Here is a 15807-nt window from a genome sequence, read left to right as displayed (position 1 = left end):
GCCACAGCAGATGAAAATAATTATTCTGGGCGCAGGACAGGTTGGCGGCACGCTGGCGGAAAACCTGGTCGGGGAGAATAACGACATTACCGTTGTCGACACTAATGGCGATCGTTTGCGCAGCCTGCAGGACAAGTTTGATCTGCGCGTTGTGCAGGGGCATGGCTCGCATCCACGTGTATTACGTGAAGCCGGCGCAGATGATGCCGATATGCTGGTCGCTGTGACCAGTTCAGATGAAACCAATATGGTTGCCTGTCAGGTTGCTTACTCGCTGTTTAATACGCCGAACCGCATTGCACGTATTCGTTCGCCAGACTATGTGCGCGATGCCGATAAGCTGTTCCATTCAGAAGCTGTGCCAATCGACCACTTAATCGCACCGGAACAGTTGGTTATCGATAGTATCTATCGGCTGATCGAATATCCGGGAGCGCTGCAAGTAGTGAATTTCGCTGAGGGGAAAGTCAGCCTTGCCGTAGTTAAAGCCTACTACGGTGGGCCGCTCGTTGGTAATGCCTTATCGACCATGCGCGAACATATGCCGCATATTGATACCCGCGTTGCGGCCATATTCCGCCACGACCGTCCTATCCGCCCGCAAGGTTCTACCATCGTTGAGGCCGGAGATGAGGTGTTCTTTATTGCCGCATCGCAGCATATTCGTGCAGTAATGAGCGAGCTACAGCGTCTGGAAAAACCTTATAAACGCATCATGCTGGTTGGCGGCGGGAATATAGGTGCAGGTCTGGCACGCCAGCTGGAGAAAGATTACAGCGTCAAATTGATCGAACGCGATCAGCAGCGTGCCGCAGAGCTGGCAGAAAAATTACAAAACACCATCGTTTTCTATGGGGATGCTTCGGATCAAGAATTGCTGGCTGAAGAACACATCGATCAAGTTGATCTATTTATTGCCGTCACCAACGATGACGAAGCGAATATTATGTCGGCAATGCTGGCCAAACGTATGGGAGCGAAAAAGGTGATGGTGCTCATCCAGCGCCGCGCTTACGTCGATCTGGTGCAGGGCAGCGTAATTGATATTGCGATTTCACCACAGCAGGCAACTATCTCCGCGCTGCTTAGCCACGTGCGCAAAGCCGATATTGTCGGGGTTTCTTCGTTGCGTCGTGGCGTCGCCGAGGCGATCGAAGCTGTCGCTCACGGTGATGAAACGACCTCTCGCGTGGTGGGTCGTGTTATTGATGAGATTAAACTCCCACCCGGCACGATTATTGGCGCAGTGGTACGTGGCAACGATGTGATGATTGCTAATGATAATTTGCGTATTGAGCAAGGCGACCACGTAATTATGTTTTTAACCGACAAAAAATATATTACGGATGTTGAAAGGCTCTTCCAGCCAAGCCCCTTCTTCCTTTAATCATCAAAGGATGCGAATACCCGCATCCTTTCTTAATCCATGAATTAATAAGGGATTAAGAAATCTGGTTAGTTATCCCTTCAAATGGAAATTGAACGGTAATTTGTTAAACTTATCCAGACAGCCTGCACATGGAGAAGGATATGAGTATTTTGAAAGAGTTCCGCGAGTTCGCAATGCGCGGCAATGTAGTGGATTTGGCCGTTGGTGTGATCATCGGTGCAGCATTCGGTAAAATCGTATCTTCACTGGTAGCAGATATCATTATGCCGCCACTTGGATTATTAATTGGCGGAATTGATTTCAAACAGTTTGCATTAACGTTGCGTGATGCTCAGGGCGATGTGCCCGCAGTCGTAATGCATTACGGCGTGTTTATCCAGAATGTATTTGATTTTATCATCGTTGCTTTTGCCATCTTCCTTGCGATCAAGGTAATTAATAAGCTGAAACGCAATCAGGAAGAAGAGCCTAAAGCCCCACCGGCGCCAAGCAAAGAAGAAGTATTGCTGAGTGAAATCCGAGACCTGCTGAAAGAGCAGAATAACCGTAATTAATTAAGCAGAAACCAGAAGGCCAGTGGTAAATAAGCGATATGCTTGCTTGCCACTGGCCTCCTTATATCCCCGGTTTGCATGTTTTTCTTTTCGCAGATAACTCCCTTTCCCTTTCTTATTTTTCTCAACACGCTGCCTGAACAGTGGATCATGCAACAATGCCTCAATGGCATTATCATTAATCTGCCCTTTGGTATGCTGATAGCGGCTCATAATTTCTCCAGTTTGTGTAATTAAAACGGCCGAAGTGTAGATCTTTGCGCAGAGAAGATCAACATGTCGACGAATCAGTCTTACCACTCGCGCCCTGTTCCAACGCTTCCAGAATGGAACAATAGACACTGCTATGCGCAGTACCACAACAGGCATCGTTCAGTTTCTGTAGGGAACGCCGCATTGTCTGGAGTTCATCGATACGCGCTTCCACTTCAGCCAGACGGGTCTGCACAATACTCTTTGATTCCTGGCATGTGTGATGTTCGGGATCAATTCGGATCGACAGTAATTCACGTATCGCTTCTAACGTAAATCCTAACTGGCGCGCATGGCGAATAAATTTTAGACGTTGCAAATCTCTGTCCGTATAAAGACGAAAACCGCCTTCCGTCCGTATTTCATGATCCATCATTTGTTGTTTTTCGTAGTAGCGGATGGTATCGGGCGTCACTTCAGCTAGCTTTGCAATTTCACCAATGCGGTACATAGGCTACTCCTCATTTAACTTTTGCTGCAGTTTTATGGCGTAATCACCGCGCAAAAAATCAGTACTTAAACCGGCCTGGCGCAATTTGAGCTCAAGTAAAGATAAGCGGCGTAGCAGCTCTCGATGCTGTGGGTGATTTTCCCCCACGCTATTTAACAAATCAGCCAGCGCAATAGCTTCTCTACGATATTCAAGCTCTGGCGGTAGACAGCCAGCATTCTTCAATAAACGGTACCCAGCTCGAAGCTCCGGAGGAACATGAGAATCATCATCCAGAGTGAGCGGCTCGCCGCAACCGGGAAGGTTGTCGAATTCACCTTTATTTTGGGCGTCAAGAATATGCCGTTCTGCCCACTGATCAAGCAACCACATAATGGGTCTCCAGGGATGAGCAAGAAAGATACGAGCATTGTAGGAAAGTGATAATGCTTAGGATATAAAAAAACCCGCCGAAGCGGGTCTTTTTACGTTACTACAGATTACTCTGCAGCAGCTTCTGCTTTCGGCTCGGCGCGATCAACCAGCTCGATGTAAGCCATCGGAGCATTGTCACCAGCACGGAAGCCACACTTCAGAATGCGAGTGTAACCACCGGCACGGCTCGCGAAACGCGGGCCCAGCTCGTTAAACAGTTTTGCCACGATCTCGTTATCACGAGTACGGGCGAATGCCAGACGACGATTAGCAACGCTATCAGTCTTGGCAAGAGTAATCAGCGGCTCAACTACGCGACGCAGCTCTTTCGCTTTCGGCAGAGTCGTCTTGATGATCTCATGACGAACCAGAGAACCTGCCATGTTACGGAACATGGCCTGGCGATGGCTGCTGTTGCGGTTCAGTTGACGACCACTCTTACGATGGCGCATGACCTTATCCTTCTCAGTAAAACCTTAACCTGTGATCCGGTTACTCGTCAGCAATGCTTGCCGGCGGCCAGTTTTCCAGGCGCATGCCCAGAGACAGACCACGTGAGGCCAGCACGTCTTTAATCTCAGTAAGAGATTTTTTACCCAGGTTCGGCGTTTTCAGCAACTCAACCTCGGTACGCTGTACCAGATCACCGATATAGTGGATAGCTTCTGCCTTGAGGCAGTTAGCAGAGCGGACAGTCAATTCCAGATCGTCAACAGGGCGCAGCAGGATCGGATCGAATTCTGGTTTCTCTTCTTTAACTTCCGGCTGACGTACATCACGTAAATCAACGAAAGCTTCCAGTTGTTCTGCCAGGATGGTTGCCGCACGACGAATCGCCTCTTCAGGATCGATTGTGCCATTGGTTTCCATTTCGATGACCAGCTTGTCCAGGTCGGTGCGCTGTTCAACACGTGCTGCTTCAACATTGTAGGCAATTCGCTCTACAGGGCTGTAGCACGCATCAACCAGTAAACGGCCGATCGGGCGCTCATCTTCTTCCGAATGAATTCGGGCAGACGCCGGCACATAACCACGACCGCGCTGAACTTTGATACGCATATTGATAGATGCGTTTTCATCGGTCAGGTGGCAGATCACATGCTGCGGCTTGACGATTTCGACATCACCGTCGTGGGTAATGTCGGCTGCAGTCACAGGGCCAATGCCAGATTTATTCAGAGTAAGAATAACATCATCTTTCCCCTGAACTCTCACCGCCAGCCCTTTCAGGTTGAGCAGGATTTCAAGGATATCTTCCTGAACGCCTTCTTTGGTGCTGTACTCATGAAGTACACCATCAATCTCAACCTCAGTCACCGCGCAACCCGGCATCGATGAGAGCAGAATACGGCGCAGTGCGTTACCCAGAGTATGGCCAAAGCCACGCTCTAAAGGCTCAAGGGTCACCTTGGCGTGCGTCGAACTCACTTGCTCGATATCTACCAGGCGCGGTTTTAGAAACTCTGTCACAGAACCCTGCATTGTGTCCTCTCTTTGGTACTAAGCTTTACTTGGAGTAAAGCTCGACGATCAGGTGTTCGTTAATGTCCGCAGACAGATCAGAACGCTCCGGCTTACGCTTGAACGTACCTTCCATCTTGCCAGCATCAACTTCCAGCCAGGTTGGCTTTTCACGCTGCTCAGCCAGCTCCAGAGCGGCTTTCACGCGAGACTGCTTTTTCGCTTTCTCACGAATGCTAACCACGTCATTCGGACTAACCTGATAAGAAGCGATGTTAACAACACGACCGTTTACCATGATTGCTTTGTGGCTAACCAGCTGGCGTGCTTCTGCACGAGTGGCGCCAAAGCCCATACGGTATACAACGTTGTCCAGACGACCTTCCAGCAGACCCAGCAGGTTTTCACCTGTGTTGCCTTTCAGACGTGCTGCTTCTTTGTAGTAGTTACGGAACTGACGCTCCAGCACACCGTAGATACGGCGAACTTTTTGCTTTTCACGCAACTGCACACCATAGTCAGACAGACGCGGTTTACGCGCACCGTGCTGGCCAGGAGCTTGTTCAATTTTACACTTGGTATCGATCGCGCGAACGCCAGACTTAAGGAACAGGTCTGTGCCCTCACGACGGCTCAGCTTGAGCTTAGGACCCAAATATCTTGCCATTTTCTTTCTCCAACAATCCTAGAAAACGAGCGCGTTATACGCGACGTTTTTTCGGCGGACGACAACCGTTGTGAGGGATCGGAGTCACATCAGTAATATTAGTGATGCGGAAACCAGCGGCGTTCAGAGCACGAATAGTAGATTCGCGACCCGGACCCGGTCCCTTAACCATAACTTCCAGATTCTTGATACCGTATTCTTTTACGGCTTCAGCGCAACGCTCTGCTGCAACCTGAGCTGCAAACGGAGTGGATTTGCGAGAACCACGGAAACCGGAACCACCGGCTGTTGCCCAACCCAGCGCGTTACCCTGACGATCAGTAATAGTAACGATGGTGTTGTTGAAAGAAGCATGGATATGAGCCACGCCGTCAGAGACTTGTTTTCTTACACGTTTACGTGCACGAATTGGTGCCTTTGCCATTATTCAATCACCCCGATTATTTCTTGATCGGTTTGCGCGGACCCTTACGGGTACGTGCGTTGGTCTTGGTACGCTGACCGCGAACCGGGAGACCACGACGATGACGCAAACCGCGATAGCAACCAAGATCCATCAGGCGCTTGATGCTCATGCTAACTTCACGGCGCAGATCACCTTCAACGACAAATTTGGCAACTTCGTCACGCAGCGTGTCGATTTGTTCTTCAGACAGCTCACTGATCTTAACATTTTCAGCGATGCCCGCAGCAGCCAGAATGGCTTGGGAGCGGGTTTTACCGACGCCATAGATCGAAGTTAATGCGATCACAGCATGTTTCTGATCAGGAATGTTAATGCCTGCTATACGGGCCACTATGCACTCCTATAATTTTACTTGTACGTACCATGCTGAAAAGCCCGTTTTCAGGATACTCAAATGGAAACGTACAGACATACAAAAGATTGGCTGGCTAATCTAGCCAGCTCAACCCAACTTTGCAAGAAAAATATGCGAAATAATCAGCCTTGGCGCTGTTTATGCTTCGGCTCGGCACTGCAAATCACACGGATGACGCCATCACGTTTAACGATTTTGCAGTTACGGCATAATTTCTTGACGGAAGCACGAACTTTCATTTTTACTCTCCGTAACTTCTCGGGCGACCATTAACGACCGTAGCCTTTCAGGTTCGCCTTCTTCAATGCAGACTCATACTGACTGGACATCATCAGAGTTTGCACTTGAGCCATAAAGTCCATAATCACGACAACAACGATAAGCAGAGAAGTCCCACCGAAGTAGAACGGAACTTTCATTGCATCACGCATGAACTCCGGGATCAGGCAGATAAAAGTAATATACAGCGCACCAACCAGAGTCAGACGAGTCATTACTTTATCGATATACTTCGCCGTTTGCTCTCCCGGACGAATTCCTGGTACGAATGCACCGGACTTCTTCAGGTTATCTGCTGTTTCACGCGGGTTGAAAACCAACGCCGTATAGAAGAAACAGAAGAAGATGATTGCAGACGCATAGAGTAACACATAAAGCGGTTGCCCAGGCTGCAAATACAGCGAAATTGTTGTCAGCCAGTTCCAACCAGTACCGCCCCCGAACCATGATGCGATGGTCGCCGGGAACAGAATAATACTGGAAGCAAAAATAGCCGGGATTACCCCCGCCATATTTACTTTCAGCGGCAAATGTGTGCTCTGAGCAGCATAGACACGACGACCTTGCTGGCGTTTCGCGTAGTTTACCACAATGCGGCGTTGACCACGTTCAACGAAAACAACAAAGAACGTCACTGCGAATACTAATACTGCAACCAACAGCAACAGGAGGAAGTGCAGGTCGCCTTGACGCGCTTGCTCGATAGTATGGGCAATGGCTGGCGGAAGACCCGCCACAATGCCGGCGAAAATAATGATCGAGATACCGTTACCGATACCACGTTCAGTGATTTGTTCGCCGAGCCACATCAGGAACATGGTTCCTGTAACCAGACTTACAACAGCAGTGAAGTAGAATGCAAAGCCCGGATTCATTACCAGGCCCTGCATCCCGGGCATATTCGGCAAACCGGTAGCAATACCGATCGACTGGAATATAGCCAACACCAGGGTACCGTAGCGGGTGTACTGGCTAATCTTACGACGGCCAGACTCCCCTTCTTTCTTTAACTCCGCCAGGGCCGGGTGAACGACCGTTAGCAGTTGGATAATAATTGACGCCGAAATATACGGCATAATACCCAGAGCAAAAATAGAAGCACGGCTGAGAGCACCACCAGAGAACATGTTAAACATTTCAATGATGGTGCCACGCTGTTGTTCAAGCAGTTTGGCAAGTACAGCGGCATCAATACCAGGGATCGGAATAAAAGAGCCAATACGGAACACAATCAGCGCACCGATAACAAACAGCAGTCTGCGTTTCAGTTCGCCAATTCCACCTTTGGCACTTTGGAAATCTAACCCCGGTTGTTTAGCCATCTGCTACTTATTCCTCAATTTTACCGCCAGCAGCTTCGATAGCAGCACGAGCGCCTTTAGTAACACGCAGGCCACGAACAGTTACCGGACGAGCTACTTCACCAGCCAGGATCACTTTCGCGAACTCGATCTGGATGCCGATAATGTTAGCTGCTTTCAGCGTGTTCAGGTCTACAACGTCGCCTTCTACTTTAGCCAGATCGGACAGACGAATCTCTGCCGTGATCATTGCTTTACGAGAAGTGAAACCGAATTTCGGCAGACGACGATACAGTGGCATCTGGCCACCCTCGAAACCGCGACGTACGCCACCGCCAGAACGAGATTTCTGACCTTTGTGACCACGACCACCGGTTTTACCGAGGCCAGAACCGATACCACGACCCAGGCGTTTACCCGCCTTTTTGGAGCCTTCGGCCGGAGACAGAGTATTTAAACGCATCTCTTACTCCTCAACTTTAACCATGAAGGAAACCGCGTTGACCATACCGCGAACCGCAGGAGTATCCTCACGTTCTACTGTATGACCAATACGACGCAGACCCAGGCCAAGCAGCGTTGCCTTGTGTTTCGGCAGACGACCGATTGCACTGCGGGTTTGAGTGATTTTAATAGTCTTTGCCATGGTCAATTACCCCAGAATTTCTTCAACGGATTTACCACGCTTGGCAGCGACCATTTCCGGAGATTTCATATTTTCCAGACCAGCAATAGTTGCACGAACCACGTTGATCGGGTTGGTGGAACCATATGCTTTAGCCAGAACGTTATGAACCCCAGCGACTTCCAGAACGGCGCGCATTGCACCACCGGCAATAATACCGGTACCTCTGGTAGCCGGCTGCATGAATACACGAGAACCCGTGTGAGTACCCTTAACCGGGTGCTGCAGGGTGCCGTCGTTCAGCGCGACGTTAATCATATTGCGACGGGCTTTTTCCATCGCCTTTTGGATCGCTGCCGGAACTTCGCGGGCTTTACCGTAGCCAAAACCAACGCGACCGTGACCATCACCAACAACAGTCAGAGCTGTGAAGGAGAAAATACGACCACCTTTAACGGTTTTAGATACGCGGTTTACCGCGATCAGCTTTTCCTGCAGTTCGCCAGCTTGTTTTTCGATGTGAGCCATCTTACACCTCTACCTTAGAACTGAAGGCCAGCTTCACGGGCAGCATCTGCCAGTGCCTGGACGCGACCATGATATTGGAACCCGGAACGGTCAAAAGACACATCTTTAATGCCTTTTTCCAGAGCGCGTTCAGCTACAGCTTTACCCACAGCTGCGGCCGCGTCTTTGTTGCCGGTGTACTTCAGTTGCTCAGCGATAGCTTTTTCTACAGTAGAAGCAGCTACCAGAACTTCAGAACCATTCGATGCGATTACCTGGGCGTAAATATGACGCGGGGTACGATGTACCACCAGGCGGATCGCACCAAGCTCTTTGAGCTTGCGGCGTGCGCGGGTCGCACGACGGATACGAGCAGATTTCTTATCCATAGTGTTACCTTACTTCTTCTTAGCCTCTTTGGTACGCACGACTTCGTCGGCGTAACGAACACCCTTGCCTTTATACGGCTCAGGACGACGGTAGGCGCGCAGATCTGCTGCTACCTGGCCGATCACCTGCTTATCAGCGCCTTTCAGCACGATTTCAGTTTGAGTCGGACATTCAGCAGTGATACCGGCCGGCAGCTGATGTTCTACAGGATGAGAGAAACCCAGTGCCAGGTTTACTACGTTCCCTTTGACCGCTGCACGATAACCTACACCAACCAGCTGCAGCTTCTTAGTGAAGCCTTCGGTAACACCGATAACCATTGAGTTCAGCAGGGCACGCGCGGTACCAGCCTGAGCCCAACCATCCACGTAACCAGTACGCGGACCGAAGGTCAGAGCATTGTCTGCATGATTAACTTCAACAGCATCGTTCAGGGTACGAGTCAGCTCGCCGTTTTTACCTTTGATCGTGATAACCTGACCGTTGATTTTTACATCAACGCCGGCAGGAATAACGACCGGTGCTTTAGCAACACGAGACATTTTTTCCTCCGATTAGGCTACGTAGCAGATAATTTCGCCACCAAGACCAGCCTGGCGCGCTGCACGATCAGTCATAACACCTTTAGAGGTAGAAACAACCGCGATACCCATACCACCCATAACTTTCGGCAGCTCATCTTTTTTCTTATAGATGCGCAGACCTGGGCGGCTGATACGCTGAATGCTTTCTACCACTGCTTTACCCTGGAAGTACTTGAGAGTCAGTTCCAGTTCCGGCTTGGTGTCGCCTTCAATTTTAAAATCTTCAATAAAACCTTCTTCCTTCAGCACGTTGGCAATTGCCACTTTCAGCCTGGAGGAAGGCATGGTGACCGCAGCTTTGTTCGCGGCCTGACCGTTACGGATACGGGTCAGCATATCCGCGATCGGATCTTGCATGCTCATCTGTCTTTACTCCCGTGATTCAATTGGTGACAATTACCAGCTAGCCTTTTTCAGACCCGGGATTTCACCGCGCATAGCGGATTCACGGACCTTAATACGGCTCAACCCGAACTTCCGCAGGAAACCATGCGGACGACCAGTTTGACGGCAGCGGTTACGCTGACGAGACGGGCTGGAATCACGCGGCAGACTCTGCAGCTTGAGAACAGCATTCCAACGATCTTCGTCGGAAGCGTTCACATCAGAAATGATCGCTTTCAGTTCAGCGCGTTTCGCGAAGTATTTTTCAGCTAAAGCTACGCGTTTAACTTCGCGTGCTTTCATTGATTGCTTAGCCATGAAGTAACCCTACCTTACTTGCGGAACGGGAAGTCAAAGGCAGCCAGCAGAGCACGGCCTTCTTCATCAGATTTCGCAGTAGTGGTAATGGTAATATCCAAACCACGCACGCGGTCGACTTTATCGTAGTCGATCTCTGGGAAGATGATCTGCTCACGGACACCCATGCTGTAGTTACCACGACCGTCGAAAGACTTAGCGGACAAGCCACGGAAGTCACGGATACGCGGTACAGCAATAGTGATCAGGCGCTCAAAGAACTCCCACATGCGTTCGCCACGCAGAGTCACTTTACAGCCGATCGGATAGCCCTGACGGATTTTGAAGCCCGCAACAGATTTGCGCGCTTTGGTGATCAACGGTTTTTGACCGGAGATAGCTGCCAGATCAGCTGCTGCGTTATCCAGCAGTTTCTTGTCAGCGATCGCTTCACCAACACCCATATTCAGGGTGATCTTCTCGACCCGAGGGACTTGCATGACAGAATTGTAGTTAAACTCAGTCATGAGTTTCTTAACTACTTCGTCTTTGTAGTAATCATGCAGTTTCGCCATCGTACTACTCCAAATTACTTGATAGTTTCGCTATTAGACTTGAAGAAACGGACTTTTTTACCGTCTTCGAATCTAAAGCCTACACGGTCAGCCTTGCCGGTTGCCGCATTGAAGATTGCAACGTTAGAAACCTGAATTGCAGCTTCTTTTTCAACGATGCCACCTGGTTGGTTCAGGGCCGGAACCGGCTTCTGATGTTTCTTAACCAGATTGATACCTTCAACAATGACCTTGCCGGAAGACAGGACATTTTTTACTTTACCGCGCTTACCTTTATCTTTACCGGTTAACACGATAACTTCGTCATCACGACGGATTTTAGCTGCCATGATTCGCTCCTTAGAGTACTTCTGGTGCCAGAGAGATGATTTTCATAAACTTCTCAGAACGAAGTTCACGAGTAACCGGCCCAAAAATACGCGTACCGATAGGCTGCTCGCTGTTGTTGTTCAGAAGAACACAAGCATTACCATCGAAGCGAACGACAGAACCGTCAGGGCGACGAACACCCTTCTTGGTGCGCACCACTACCGCCTTCAGCACATCACCTTTTTTGACCTTACCACGCGGAATTGCTTCTTTAATGGTGATCTTGATGATGTCGCCTACGCCTGCGTAGCGACGGTGCGAGCCACCCAGAACCTTGATACACATTACGCGACGTGCACCGGAGTTGTCGGCGACGTTCAGCATAGTCTGTTCTTGGATCATTTCAGTGCTCCGCTAATGTCAACTACTACTGAAGACCCTAAAATCAGGGTCGTTAAAAAGCCCCATATCGAGGGCGCGGCATTATAACACCGGATCTCGGATATGGGTAGAAAAAATAAACGGCTCATCGCTGAGCCGTTTATTCGTTTGAGAACGCGTACTGTATTACAGAACAGCTTTCTCTACAACGCGAACCAGCGTCCAGGACTTAGTCTTGGACAGCGGACGGCATTCGCGGATTTCAACCACGTCGCCAGTGCCGCATTCGTTGTTCTCGTCATGTACGTGCAGTTTAGTCGTACGTTTGATGAATTTACCGTAGATCGGGTGTTTCACGAAACGCTCGATAGCAACAACAATGGATTTCTCCATTTTGTCGCTAACAACACGACCTTGCAGAGTACGGATTTTATCGGTCATTACGCACCCGCCTTCTCAGTCAGTAAAGTCTTAACGCGTGCGACATCACGACGCACTTGCTTCAACAGGTGAGTCTGTTGCAGCTGGCCACTTGCAGCCTGCATACGCAGGTTGAACTGCTCGCGCAGCAGGTTAAGCAGCTCGGTGTTCAGCTCTTCAACGCTCTTTTCACGCAGCTCTTTTGCTTTCATTACATCACCGTCTTAGTTACAAAGGTGGTTTTAATCGGCAGTTTTGCTGCTGCCAGCTCGAAGGCTTCACGGGCCAGCTCTTCCGGAACGCCGTCCATTTCATACAGGACTTTACCCGGCTGAATCAAGGCAACCCAATATTCCACGTTACCTTTACCTTTACCCATACGAACTTCCAGCGGCTTCTCGGTGATCGGTTTGTCCGGGAATACACGGATCCAGATCTTACCCTGACGCTTAACAGCACGAGTCATAGCACGACGTGCTGCTTCGATCTGACGAGCGGTCAGACGACCACGGCCAACAGCTTTCAGACCGTAAGTGCCGAAGCTCACATCCGTGCCCTGCGCGAGACCACGGTTGCGGCCTTTGTGCACTTTACGGAATTTTGTACGCTTTGGTTGTAACATCAGCGACGCTCCTTATTTACGGCCTTTACGCTGCTGCTTTTTAGGTTGAGCAGCCGGTTTTTCCGGTTGTTCAACTGCAGCCATACCACCAAGGATCTCACCTTTGAAGATCCACACTTTTACGCCGATTACACCGTAAGTGGTGTGCGCTTCGGAGGTGTTGTAGTCGATGTCAGCACGCAGAGTGTGCAGCGGAACGCGACCTTCACGGTACCATTCGGTACGTGCGATCTCAGCGCCACCCAGACGGCCGCTAACTTCAACTTTGATACCTTTAGCGCCCAGACGCATTGCGTTCTGTACAGCACGCTTCATAGCACGACGGAACATAACACGACGTTCCAGCTGAGAAGTGATGCTATCAGCAACCAATTTTGCGTCCAGTTCAGGTTTACGAACTTCGGCGATATTGATCTGAGCAGGAACGCCAGCGATATCCGCTACGACCTTGCGCAGTTTTTCAACGTCTTCACCTTTTTTACCGATAACGATACCCGGACGAGCAGTGTGAATGGTCACACGGATGCTCTTAGCCGGACGCTCGATAACGATACGAGATACAGACGCTTTAGCCAGTTCCTTAGTCAGGTACTGACGTACTTTAAAATCGCTGTCCAGGTTGTCAGCGAATTCTTTGGTGTTCGCAAACCAGGTAGAGTTCCATGGTTTTACAATACCCAGGCGAATACCATTAGGATGTACTTTCTGACCCATTGCTAGTCTCCAGAGTCTCAGCGATCGGACACAACCACAGTAATGTGGCTGGTGCGCTTCAGGATGCGATCTGCACGACCTTTCGCACGCGGCATAACGCGCTTCATGCTCGGGCCTTCGTCTACGAAAATTTTCGCAACTTTCAGATCGTCAATGTCAGCGCCATCGTTGTGTTCAGCGTTAGCAATGGCAGATTCCAGAACTTTCTTGACCAGTACAGCCGCTTTCTTGTTGGTGTAGGTCAGAATATCCAGAGCCTGCGACACTTTCTTACCGCGAATCAGGTCAGCAACAAGGCGAACCTTCTGAGCAGAAGAACGAGCATGGCGATGTTGAGCTAAAGTTTCCATCTCTTCCTCCTACCTTATTTCTTCTTCGCTTTTTTATCAGCAGCATGGCCGCGATAAGTACGAGTCGGTGCGAATTCACCCAGTTTGTGACCGACCATTTCGTCGGAAATAAATACTGGAACGTGCTGACGACCATTATGGACAGCGATGGTCAAACCGATCATGTTAGGAAAGATCGTTGAACGACGGGACCAAGTGCGCTGGGGCTTCTTGTCTCCGCTTTCCACCGCTTTCTCTACCTTCTTCAGCAAGTGCAGGTCAATAAAAGGACCTTTCTTGAGAGAACGTGGCATGGCTTATCCTCTAAAATTATTTGCTACGGCGACGTACGATGAATTTATCAGTACGCTTGTTGCTGCGGGTCTTCTTACCTTTGGTCTGAACGCCCCACGGAGTTACCGGGTGCTTACCAAAGTTACGACCTTCACCACCACCATGTGGGTGGTCTACTGGGTTCATCGCAGTACCGCGAACGGTAGGACGAACACCACGCCAGCGTGCAGCACCTGCTTTACCCAGAACGCGCAGCATATGCTCAGCATTGCCAACTTCGCCCAGAGTAGCGCGGCACTCAGCTTCAACTTTACGCATTTCACCAGAACGCAGACGCAGGGTGACATAAGCACCGTCACGCGCAACGATCTGAACGTAAGTACCAGCAGAACGTGCCAGCTGACCGCCTTTACCTGGTTTCATTTCTACGTTATGAACGGTAGAACCAACCGGGATATTGCGCATCGGCAGGGTGTTACCCGCTTTGATTGCAGCATCAACGCCAGACTGAATCTGGTCGCCAGCTTTCAGGCCTTTAGGGGCCAGGATGTAACGGCGTTCGCCGTCTTTGTACAGAACCAGCGCGATGTTCGCGGAACGGTTCGGATCGTACTCAAGACGTTCAACAACTGCCGGGATACCATCTTTGTTGCGTTTGAAGTCAACAATACGGTAAGCCTGCTTGTGGCCACCACCGATATGACGAGTGGTGATACGGCCATTGTTGTTACGACCACCGGATTTGCTGTTTTTTTCCAGCAACGGAGCAAAAGGTTTGCCCTTGTGCAGCTCAGGGTTAACCACTTTAACTACGTGGCGACGACCCGGAGATGTCGGTTTACATTTAACAACTGCCATTGTATTACTCCTCCGACTTACTCAGCGCCGCCAACGAAGTCCAGATTCTGGCCTTCTTTCAGGGTGACGTAAGCTTTTTTCCAGTCGCTACGACGACCGATACGCTGTCCGTGACGTTTAACTTTCCCTTTAACTACCAGGGTGTTAACGACTTCGACTTCGACTTCAAACAGTTTCTGCACAGCAGCTTTAATTTCTGCTTTGGTCGCGTCTTTAGCAACTTTGAGAACGATGGTGTTAGTTTTTTCCATCGCAGTAGACGCTTTTTCAGAAACGTGCGGTGCACGCAGCACCTTCAGCAGACGTTCTTCACGAATCATGCCAGCATCTCCTCAACTTGCTTAACAGCATCAGCAGTCATTACGACTTTGTCGAAGGCGATCAGGCTAACCGGGTCGATACCAGTCGCGTCGCGAACGTCAACCTTGTGCAGGTTGCGCGCGGCCAGGAACAGGTTCTCGTCCAGCTCACCGGTGATGATCAGCACATCTTCCAGAGCCATGTCTTTCAGTTTCTGAGCCAGCAGCTTGGTTTTCGGTGCTTCAACAGAGAACTGCTCGACAACGATCAGACGCTCCTGACGTACCAGTTCGGACAGGATGCTTTTCATCGCGCCGCGGTACATCTTTTTGTTAACTTTTTGACTGTGGTCCTGCGGACGCGCAGCGAAGGTCACGCCACCAGAACGCCAGATCGGGCTCTTGACAGAACCGGAACGAGCTTGGCCTGTACCTTTCTGGCGCCACGGTTTTTTACCGGAACCAGTTACTTCAGCACGGGTCTTCTGAGCACGAGTACCCTGACGAGCACCAGCTGCATAAGCTACAACAACCTGGTGTACCAGCGCTTCGTTAAAGTCACGACCGAAGGTAGTTTCGGAAACAGTCAGCGCGCTCTGCGCGTCTTTCAATACTAATTCCATTGCTAT

At 50.1% G+C, this 15807-nt stretch carries 31 protein-coding genes; 2 read left to right on the top strand and 29 right to left on the bottom strand.

Features of this window, described 5'->3' with window-relative positions; all coding sequences use genetic code 11:
• Positions 1–10: 10 nt before the first annotated feature.
• Together trkA and mscL are read left to right on the top strand one after the other, a co-directional pair.
• Positions 11–1387, top strand: a complete 1377-nt coding sequence (gene trkA, locus AWR26_RS02225) for a Trk system potassium transporter TrkA (protein ID WP_007369830.1) — start codon at positions 11–13, stop codon at positions 1385–1387.
• A 143-nt stretch (positions 1388–1530) separates the two neighbouring features.
• Positions 1531–1944, top strand: a complete 414-nt coding sequence (mscL, locus tag AWR26_RS02220) for a large-conductance mechanosensitive channel protein MscL (protein ID WP_035890470.1) — start codon at positions 1531–1533, stop codon at positions 1942–1944.
• On the opposite strand, the gene AWR26_RS02215 is transcribed toward mscL, so the two are convergent.
• The 29 genes from AWR26_RS02215 to rplD form a co-directional block, all read right to left on the bottom strand.
• Complete coding sequence (locus AWR26_RS02215; RefSeq protein ID WP_064563305.1) at positions 1945–2157, bottom strand: alternative ribosome-rescue factor A; 213 nt, start codon at positions 2155–2157, stop codon at positions 1945–1947. It abuts the gene before it with no gap.
• A 58-nt stretch (positions 2158–2215) separates the two neighbouring features.
• On the bottom strand, positions 2216–2647 hold the full coding sequence (gene zntR, locus AWR26_RS02210; RefSeq protein WP_043956336.1) for a Zn(2+)-responsive transcriptional regulator: 432 nt from the start codon (positions 2645–2647) through the stop codon (positions 2216–2218).
• Positions 2648–2650: 3 nt separating this feature from the next.
• On the bottom strand, positions 2651–3019 hold the full coding sequence (locus tag AWR26_RS02205; RefSeq protein ID WP_064563303.1) for a DnaJ family domain-containing protein: 369 nt from the start codon (positions 3017–3019) through the stop codon (positions 2651–2653).
• Between the two features lie 107 nt (positions 3020–3126).
• Positions 3127–3513, bottom strand: a complete 387-nt coding sequence (rplQ, locus tag AWR26_RS02200) for a 50S ribosomal protein L17 (RefSeq protein WP_002919206.1) — start codon at positions 3511–3513, stop codon at positions 3127–3129.
• Positions 3514–3553: 40 nt separating this feature from the next.
• Positions 3554–4543 carry a DNA-directed RNA polymerase subunit alpha gene (locus tag AWR26_RS02195; protein ID WP_007369825.1) on the bottom strand — a complete coding sequence of 330 codons (990 nt, stop codon included), beginning with the start codon at positions 4541–4543 and terminating at the stop codon, positions 3554–3556.
• A gap of 25 nt (positions 4544–4568) precedes the next feature.
• A complete protein-coding gene (gene rpsD, locus AWR26_RS02190; protein WP_003031138.1) occupies positions 4569–5189 on the bottom strand; it encodes a 30S ribosomal protein S4 in 621 nt (206 codons plus the stop codon).
• Positions 5190–5223: 34 nt separating this feature from the next.
• Positions 5224–5613 (bottom strand): 30S ribosomal protein S11, encoded by a 390-nt coding sequence (gene rpsK / locus AWR26_RS02185; RefSeq protein ID WP_002919257.1) that lies wholly within the window; start codon positions 5611–5613, stop codon positions 5224–5226.
• Positions 5614–5629: 16 nt separating this feature from the next.
• Positions 5630–5986, bottom strand: a complete 357-nt coding sequence (gene rpsM, locus AWR26_RS02180; protein ID WP_023479435.1) for a 30S ribosomal protein S13 — start codon at positions 5984–5986, stop codon at positions 5630–5632.
• Positions 5987–6132: 146 nt separating this feature from the next.
• Positions 6133–6249 (bottom strand): 50S ribosomal protein L36, encoded by a 117-nt coding sequence (gene rpmJ / locus AWR26_RS02175; protein WP_000868187.1) that lies wholly within the window; start codon positions 6247–6249, stop codon positions 6133–6135.
• Positions 6250–6279: 30 nt separating this feature from the next.
• A complete protein-coding gene (gene secY, locus AWR26_RS02170; protein WP_007369823.1) occupies positions 6280–7611 on the bottom strand; it encodes a preprotein translocase subunit SecY in 1332 nt (443 codons plus the stop codon).
• A gap of 7 nt (positions 7612–7618) precedes the next feature.
• Entirely contained in the window at positions 7619–8053 is a 435-nt protein-coding gene (rplO, locus tag AWR26_RS02165) for a 50S ribosomal protein L15 (RefSeq protein WP_007369822.1), read from the bottom strand.
• A gap of 3 nt (positions 8054–8056) precedes the next feature.
• Complete coding sequence (rpmD, locus tag AWR26_RS02160; protein ID WP_001140434.1) at positions 8057–8236, bottom strand: 50S ribosomal protein L30; 180 nt, start codon at positions 8234–8236, stop codon at positions 8057–8059.
• A 6-nt stretch (positions 8237–8242) separates the two neighbouring features.
• Entirely contained in the window at positions 8243–8743 is a 501-nt protein-coding gene (rpsE, locus tag AWR26_RS02155; protein WP_064563302.1) for a 30S ribosomal protein S5, read from the bottom strand.
• A 14-nt stretch (positions 8744–8757) separates the two neighbouring features.
• Positions 8758–9111, bottom strand: a complete 354-nt coding sequence (gene rplR / locus AWR26_RS02150; protein ID WP_064563300.1) for a 50S ribosomal protein L18 — start codon at positions 9109–9111, stop codon at positions 8758–8760.
• Between the two features lie 9 nt (positions 9112–9120).
• A complete protein-coding gene (gene rplF / locus AWR26_RS02145; RefSeq protein WP_064563298.1) occupies positions 9121–9654 on the bottom strand; it encodes a 50S ribosomal protein L6 in 534 nt (177 codons plus the stop codon).
• A 12-nt stretch (positions 9655–9666) separates the two neighbouring features.
• Complete coding sequence (gene rpsH, locus AWR26_RS02140; RefSeq protein ID WP_043956332.1) at positions 9667–10059, bottom strand: 30S ribosomal protein S8; 393 nt, start codon at positions 10057–10059, stop codon at positions 9667–9669.
• A gap of 33 nt (positions 10060–10092) precedes the next feature.
• A complete protein-coding gene (gene rpsN, locus AWR26_RS02135; RefSeq protein WP_007369817.1) occupies positions 10093–10398 on the bottom strand; it encodes a 30S ribosomal protein S14 in 306 nt (101 codons plus the stop codon).
• A gap of 14 nt (positions 10399–10412) precedes the next feature.
• The gene (rplE, locus tag AWR26_RS02130; RefSeq protein ID WP_001096200.1) at positions 10413–10952 is read right to left on the bottom strand and encodes a 50S ribosomal protein L5; all 540 of its coding nucleotides are present in this window, start codon (positions 10950–10952) and stop codon (positions 10413–10415) included.
• A 14-nt stretch (positions 10953–10966) separates the two neighbouring features.
• Complete coding sequence (gene rplX / locus AWR26_RS02125; RefSeq protein ID WP_000729185.1) at positions 10967–11281, bottom strand: 50S ribosomal protein L24; 315 nt, start codon at positions 11279–11281, stop codon at positions 10967–10969.
• Positions 11282–11291: 10 nt separating this feature from the next.
• Positions 11292–11663, bottom strand: coding sequence for a 50S ribosomal protein L14 (rplN, locus tag AWR26_RS02120; protein ID WP_004388611.1), 372 nt, complete (start codon positions 11661–11663; stop codon positions 11292–11294).
• Between the two features lie 165 nt (positions 11664–11828).
• Positions 11829–12083, bottom strand: a complete 255-nt coding sequence (rpsQ, locus tag AWR26_RS02115; protein WP_003031120.1) for a 30S ribosomal protein S17 — start codon at positions 12081–12083, stop codon at positions 11829–11831.
• Positions 12083–12274 (bottom strand): 50S ribosomal protein L29, encoded by a 192-nt coding sequence (rpmC, locus tag AWR26_RS02110; protein ID WP_004388609.1) that lies wholly within the window; start codon positions 12272–12274, stop codon positions 12083–12085. The genes rpsQ and rpmC overlap by 1 nt, the downstream gene beginning before the upstream one ends.
• Entirely contained in the window at positions 12274–12684 is a 411-nt protein-coding gene (gene rplP, locus AWR26_RS02105; protein ID WP_007369814.1) for a 50S ribosomal protein L16, read from the bottom strand. Before rplP ends, rpmC begins: the two co-directional genes overlap by 1 nt.
• 12 nt (positions 12685–12696) lie before the next feature.
• Positions 12697–13398 (bottom strand): 30S ribosomal protein S3, encoded by a 702-nt coding sequence (rpsC, locus tag AWR26_RS02100; protein ID WP_000529945.1) that lies wholly within the window; start codon positions 13396–13398, stop codon positions 12697–12699.
• Positions 13399–13415: 17 nt separating this feature from the next.
• Positions 13416–13748, bottom strand: coding sequence for a 50S ribosomal protein L22 (gene rplV / locus AWR26_RS02095; protein WP_007369813.1), 333 nt, complete (start codon positions 13746–13748; stop codon positions 13416–13418).
• Positions 13749–13762: 14 nt separating this feature from the next.
• The gene (gene rpsS, locus AWR26_RS02090; RefSeq protein WP_064563297.1) at positions 13763–14041 is read right to left on the bottom strand and encodes a 30S ribosomal protein S19; all 279 of its coding nucleotides are present in this window, start codon (positions 14039–14041) and stop codon (positions 13763–13765) included.
• A 16-nt stretch (positions 14042–14057) separates the two neighbouring features.
• Complete coding sequence (rplB, locus tag AWR26_RS02085) at positions 14058–14879, bottom strand: 50S ribosomal protein L2 (protein WP_007369812.1); 822 nt, start codon at positions 14877–14879, stop codon at positions 14058–14060.
• A 17-nt stretch (positions 14880–14896) separates the two neighbouring features.
• The gene (rplW, locus tag AWR26_RS02080) at positions 14897–15199 is read right to left on the bottom strand and encodes a 50S ribosomal protein L23 (RefSeq protein WP_000617546.1); all 303 of its coding nucleotides are present in this window, start codon (positions 15197–15199) and stop codon (positions 14897–14899) included.
• A complete protein-coding gene (rplD, locus tag AWR26_RS02075) occupies positions 15196–15801 on the bottom strand; it encodes a 50S ribosomal protein L4 (RefSeq protein ID WP_064563295.1) in 606 nt (201 codons plus the stop codon). The genes rplW and rplD overlap by 4 nt, the downstream gene beginning before the upstream one ends.
• Between the last annotated feature and the right edge of the window lie 6 nt (positions 15802–15807).

The sequence above is a fragment of the Kosakonia oryzae genome (assembly GCF_001658025.2).
Taxonomy (GTDB): domain Bacteria; phylum Pseudomonadota; class Gammaproteobacteria; order Enterobacterales; family Enterobacteriaceae; genus Kosakonia; species Kosakonia oryzae.
Note: the sequence above shows the minus strand (reverse complement) of the source record. Positions and strands in the feature narration are given on the sequence as shown.

Bases quoted from the DNA above. Each gene is read 5' to 3' on its own strand.
- rplV (WP_007369813.1), bottom strand. From the start codon at position 13,748: ATGGAAACTTTAGCTCAACATCGCCATGCTCGTTCTTCTGCTCAGAAG.
- rplE (WP_001096200.1), bottom strand. From the start codon at position 10,952: ATGGCGAAACTGCATGATTACTACAAAGACGAAGTAGTTAAGAAACTC.
- AWR26_RS02215 (WP_064563305.1), bottom strand. From the start codon at position 2,157: ATGAGCCGCTATCAGCATACCAAAGGGCAGATTAATGATAATGCCATT.
- rplN (WP_004388611.1), bottom strand. From the start codon at position 11,663: ATGATCCAAGAACAGACTATGCTGAACGTCGCCGACAACTCCGGTGCA.
- rplD (WP_064563295.1), bottom strand. From the start codon at position 15,801: ATGGAATTAGTATTGAAAGACGCGCAGAGCGCGCTGACTGTTTCCGAA.
- rpsK (WP_002919257.1), bottom strand. From the start codon at position 5,613: ATGGCAAAGGCACCAATTCGTGCACGTAAACGTGTAAGAAAACAAGTC.
- rplW (WP_000617546.1), bottom strand. From the start codon at position 15,199: ATGATTCGTGAAGAACGTCTGCTGAAGGTGCTGCGTGCACCGCACGTT.
- rpsC (WP_000529945.1), bottom strand. From the start codon at position 13,398: ATGGGTCAGAAAGTACATCCTAATGGTATTCGCCTGGGTATTGTAAAA.
- secY (WP_007369823.1), bottom strand. From the start codon at position 7,611: ATGGCTAAACAACCGGGGTTAGATTTCCAAAGTGCCAAAGGTGGAATT.
- rplQ (WP_002919206.1), bottom strand. From the start codon at position 3,513: ATGCGCCATCGTAAGAGTGGTCGTCAACTGAACCGCAACAGCAGCCAT.
- rpsS (WP_064563297.1), bottom strand. From the start codon at position 14,041: ATGCCACGTTCTCTCAAGAAAGGTCCTTTTATTGACCTGCACTTGCTG.
- rplP (WP_007369814.1), bottom strand. From the start codon at position 12,684: ATGTTACAACCAAAGCGTACAAAATTCCGTAAAGTGCACAAAGGCCGC.
- rpmC (WP_004388609.1), bottom strand. From the start codon at position 12,274: ATGAAAGCAAAAGAGCTGCGTGAAAAGAGCGTTGAAGAGCTGAACACC.
- rplF (WP_064563298.1), bottom strand. From the start codon at position 9,654: ATGTCTCGTGTTGCTAAAGCACCGGTCGTTATTCCTGCCGGCGTTGAT.
- rpsN (WP_007369817.1), bottom strand. From the start codon at position 10,398: ATGGCTAAGCAATCAATGAAAGCACGCGAAGTTAAACGCGTAGCTTTA.
- rpsQ (WP_003031120.1), bottom strand. From the start codon at position 12,083: ATGACCGATAAAATCCGTACTCTGCAAGGTCGTGTTGTTAGCGACAAA.
- zntR (WP_043956336.1), bottom strand. From the start codon at position 2,647: ATGTACCGCATTGGTGAAATTGCAAAGCTAGCTGAAGTGACGCCCGAT.
- rplX (WP_000729185.1), bottom strand. From the start codon at position 11,281: ATGGCAGCTAAAATCCGTCGTGATGACGAAGTTATCGTGTTAACCGGT.
- rplR (WP_064563300.1), bottom strand. From the start codon at position 9,111: ATGGATAAGAAATCTGCTCGTATCCGTCGTGCGACCCGCGCACGCCGC.
- rpsE (WP_064563302.1), bottom strand. From the start codon at position 8,743: ATGGCTCACATCGAAAAACAAGCTGGCGAACTGCAGGAAAAGCTGATC.
- rplO (WP_007369822.1), bottom strand. From the start codon at position 8,053: ATGCGTTTAAATACTCTGTCTCCGGCCGAAGGCTCCAAAAAGGCGGGT.
- rpsH (WP_043956332.1), bottom strand. From the start codon at position 10,059: ATGAGCATGCAAGATCCGATCGCGGATATGCTGACCCGTATCCGTAAC.
- rpsD (WP_003031138.1), bottom strand. From the start codon at position 5,189: ATGGCAAGATATTTGGGTCCTAAGCTCAAGCTGAGCCGTCGTGAGGGC.
- rplB (WP_007369812.1), bottom strand. From the start codon at position 14,879: ATGGCAGTTGTTAAATGTAAACCGACATCTCCGGGTCGTCGCCACGTA.
- rpmJ (WP_000868187.1), bottom strand. From the start codon at position 6,249: ATGAAAGTTCGTGCTTCCGTCAAGAAATTATGCCGTAACTGCAAAATC.
- AWR26_RS02205 (WP_064563303.1), bottom strand. From the start codon at position 3,019: ATGTGGTTGCTTGATCAGTGGGCAGAACGGCATATTCTTGACGCCCAA.
- trkA (WP_007369830.1), top strand. From the start codon at position 11: ATGAAAATAATTATTCTGGGCGCAGGACAGGTTGGCGGCACGCTGGCG.
- AWR26_RS02195 (WP_007369825.1), bottom strand. From the start codon at position 4,543: ATGCAGGGTTCTGTGACAGAGTTTCTAAAACCGCGCCTGGTAGATATC.
- rpmD (WP_001140434.1), bottom strand. From the start codon at position 8,236: ATGGCAAAGACTATTAAAATCACTCAAACCCGCAGTGCAATCGGTCGT.
- mscL (WP_035890470.1), top strand. From the start codon at position 1,531: ATGAGTATTTTGAAAGAGTTCCGCGAGTTCGCAATGCGCGGCAATGTA.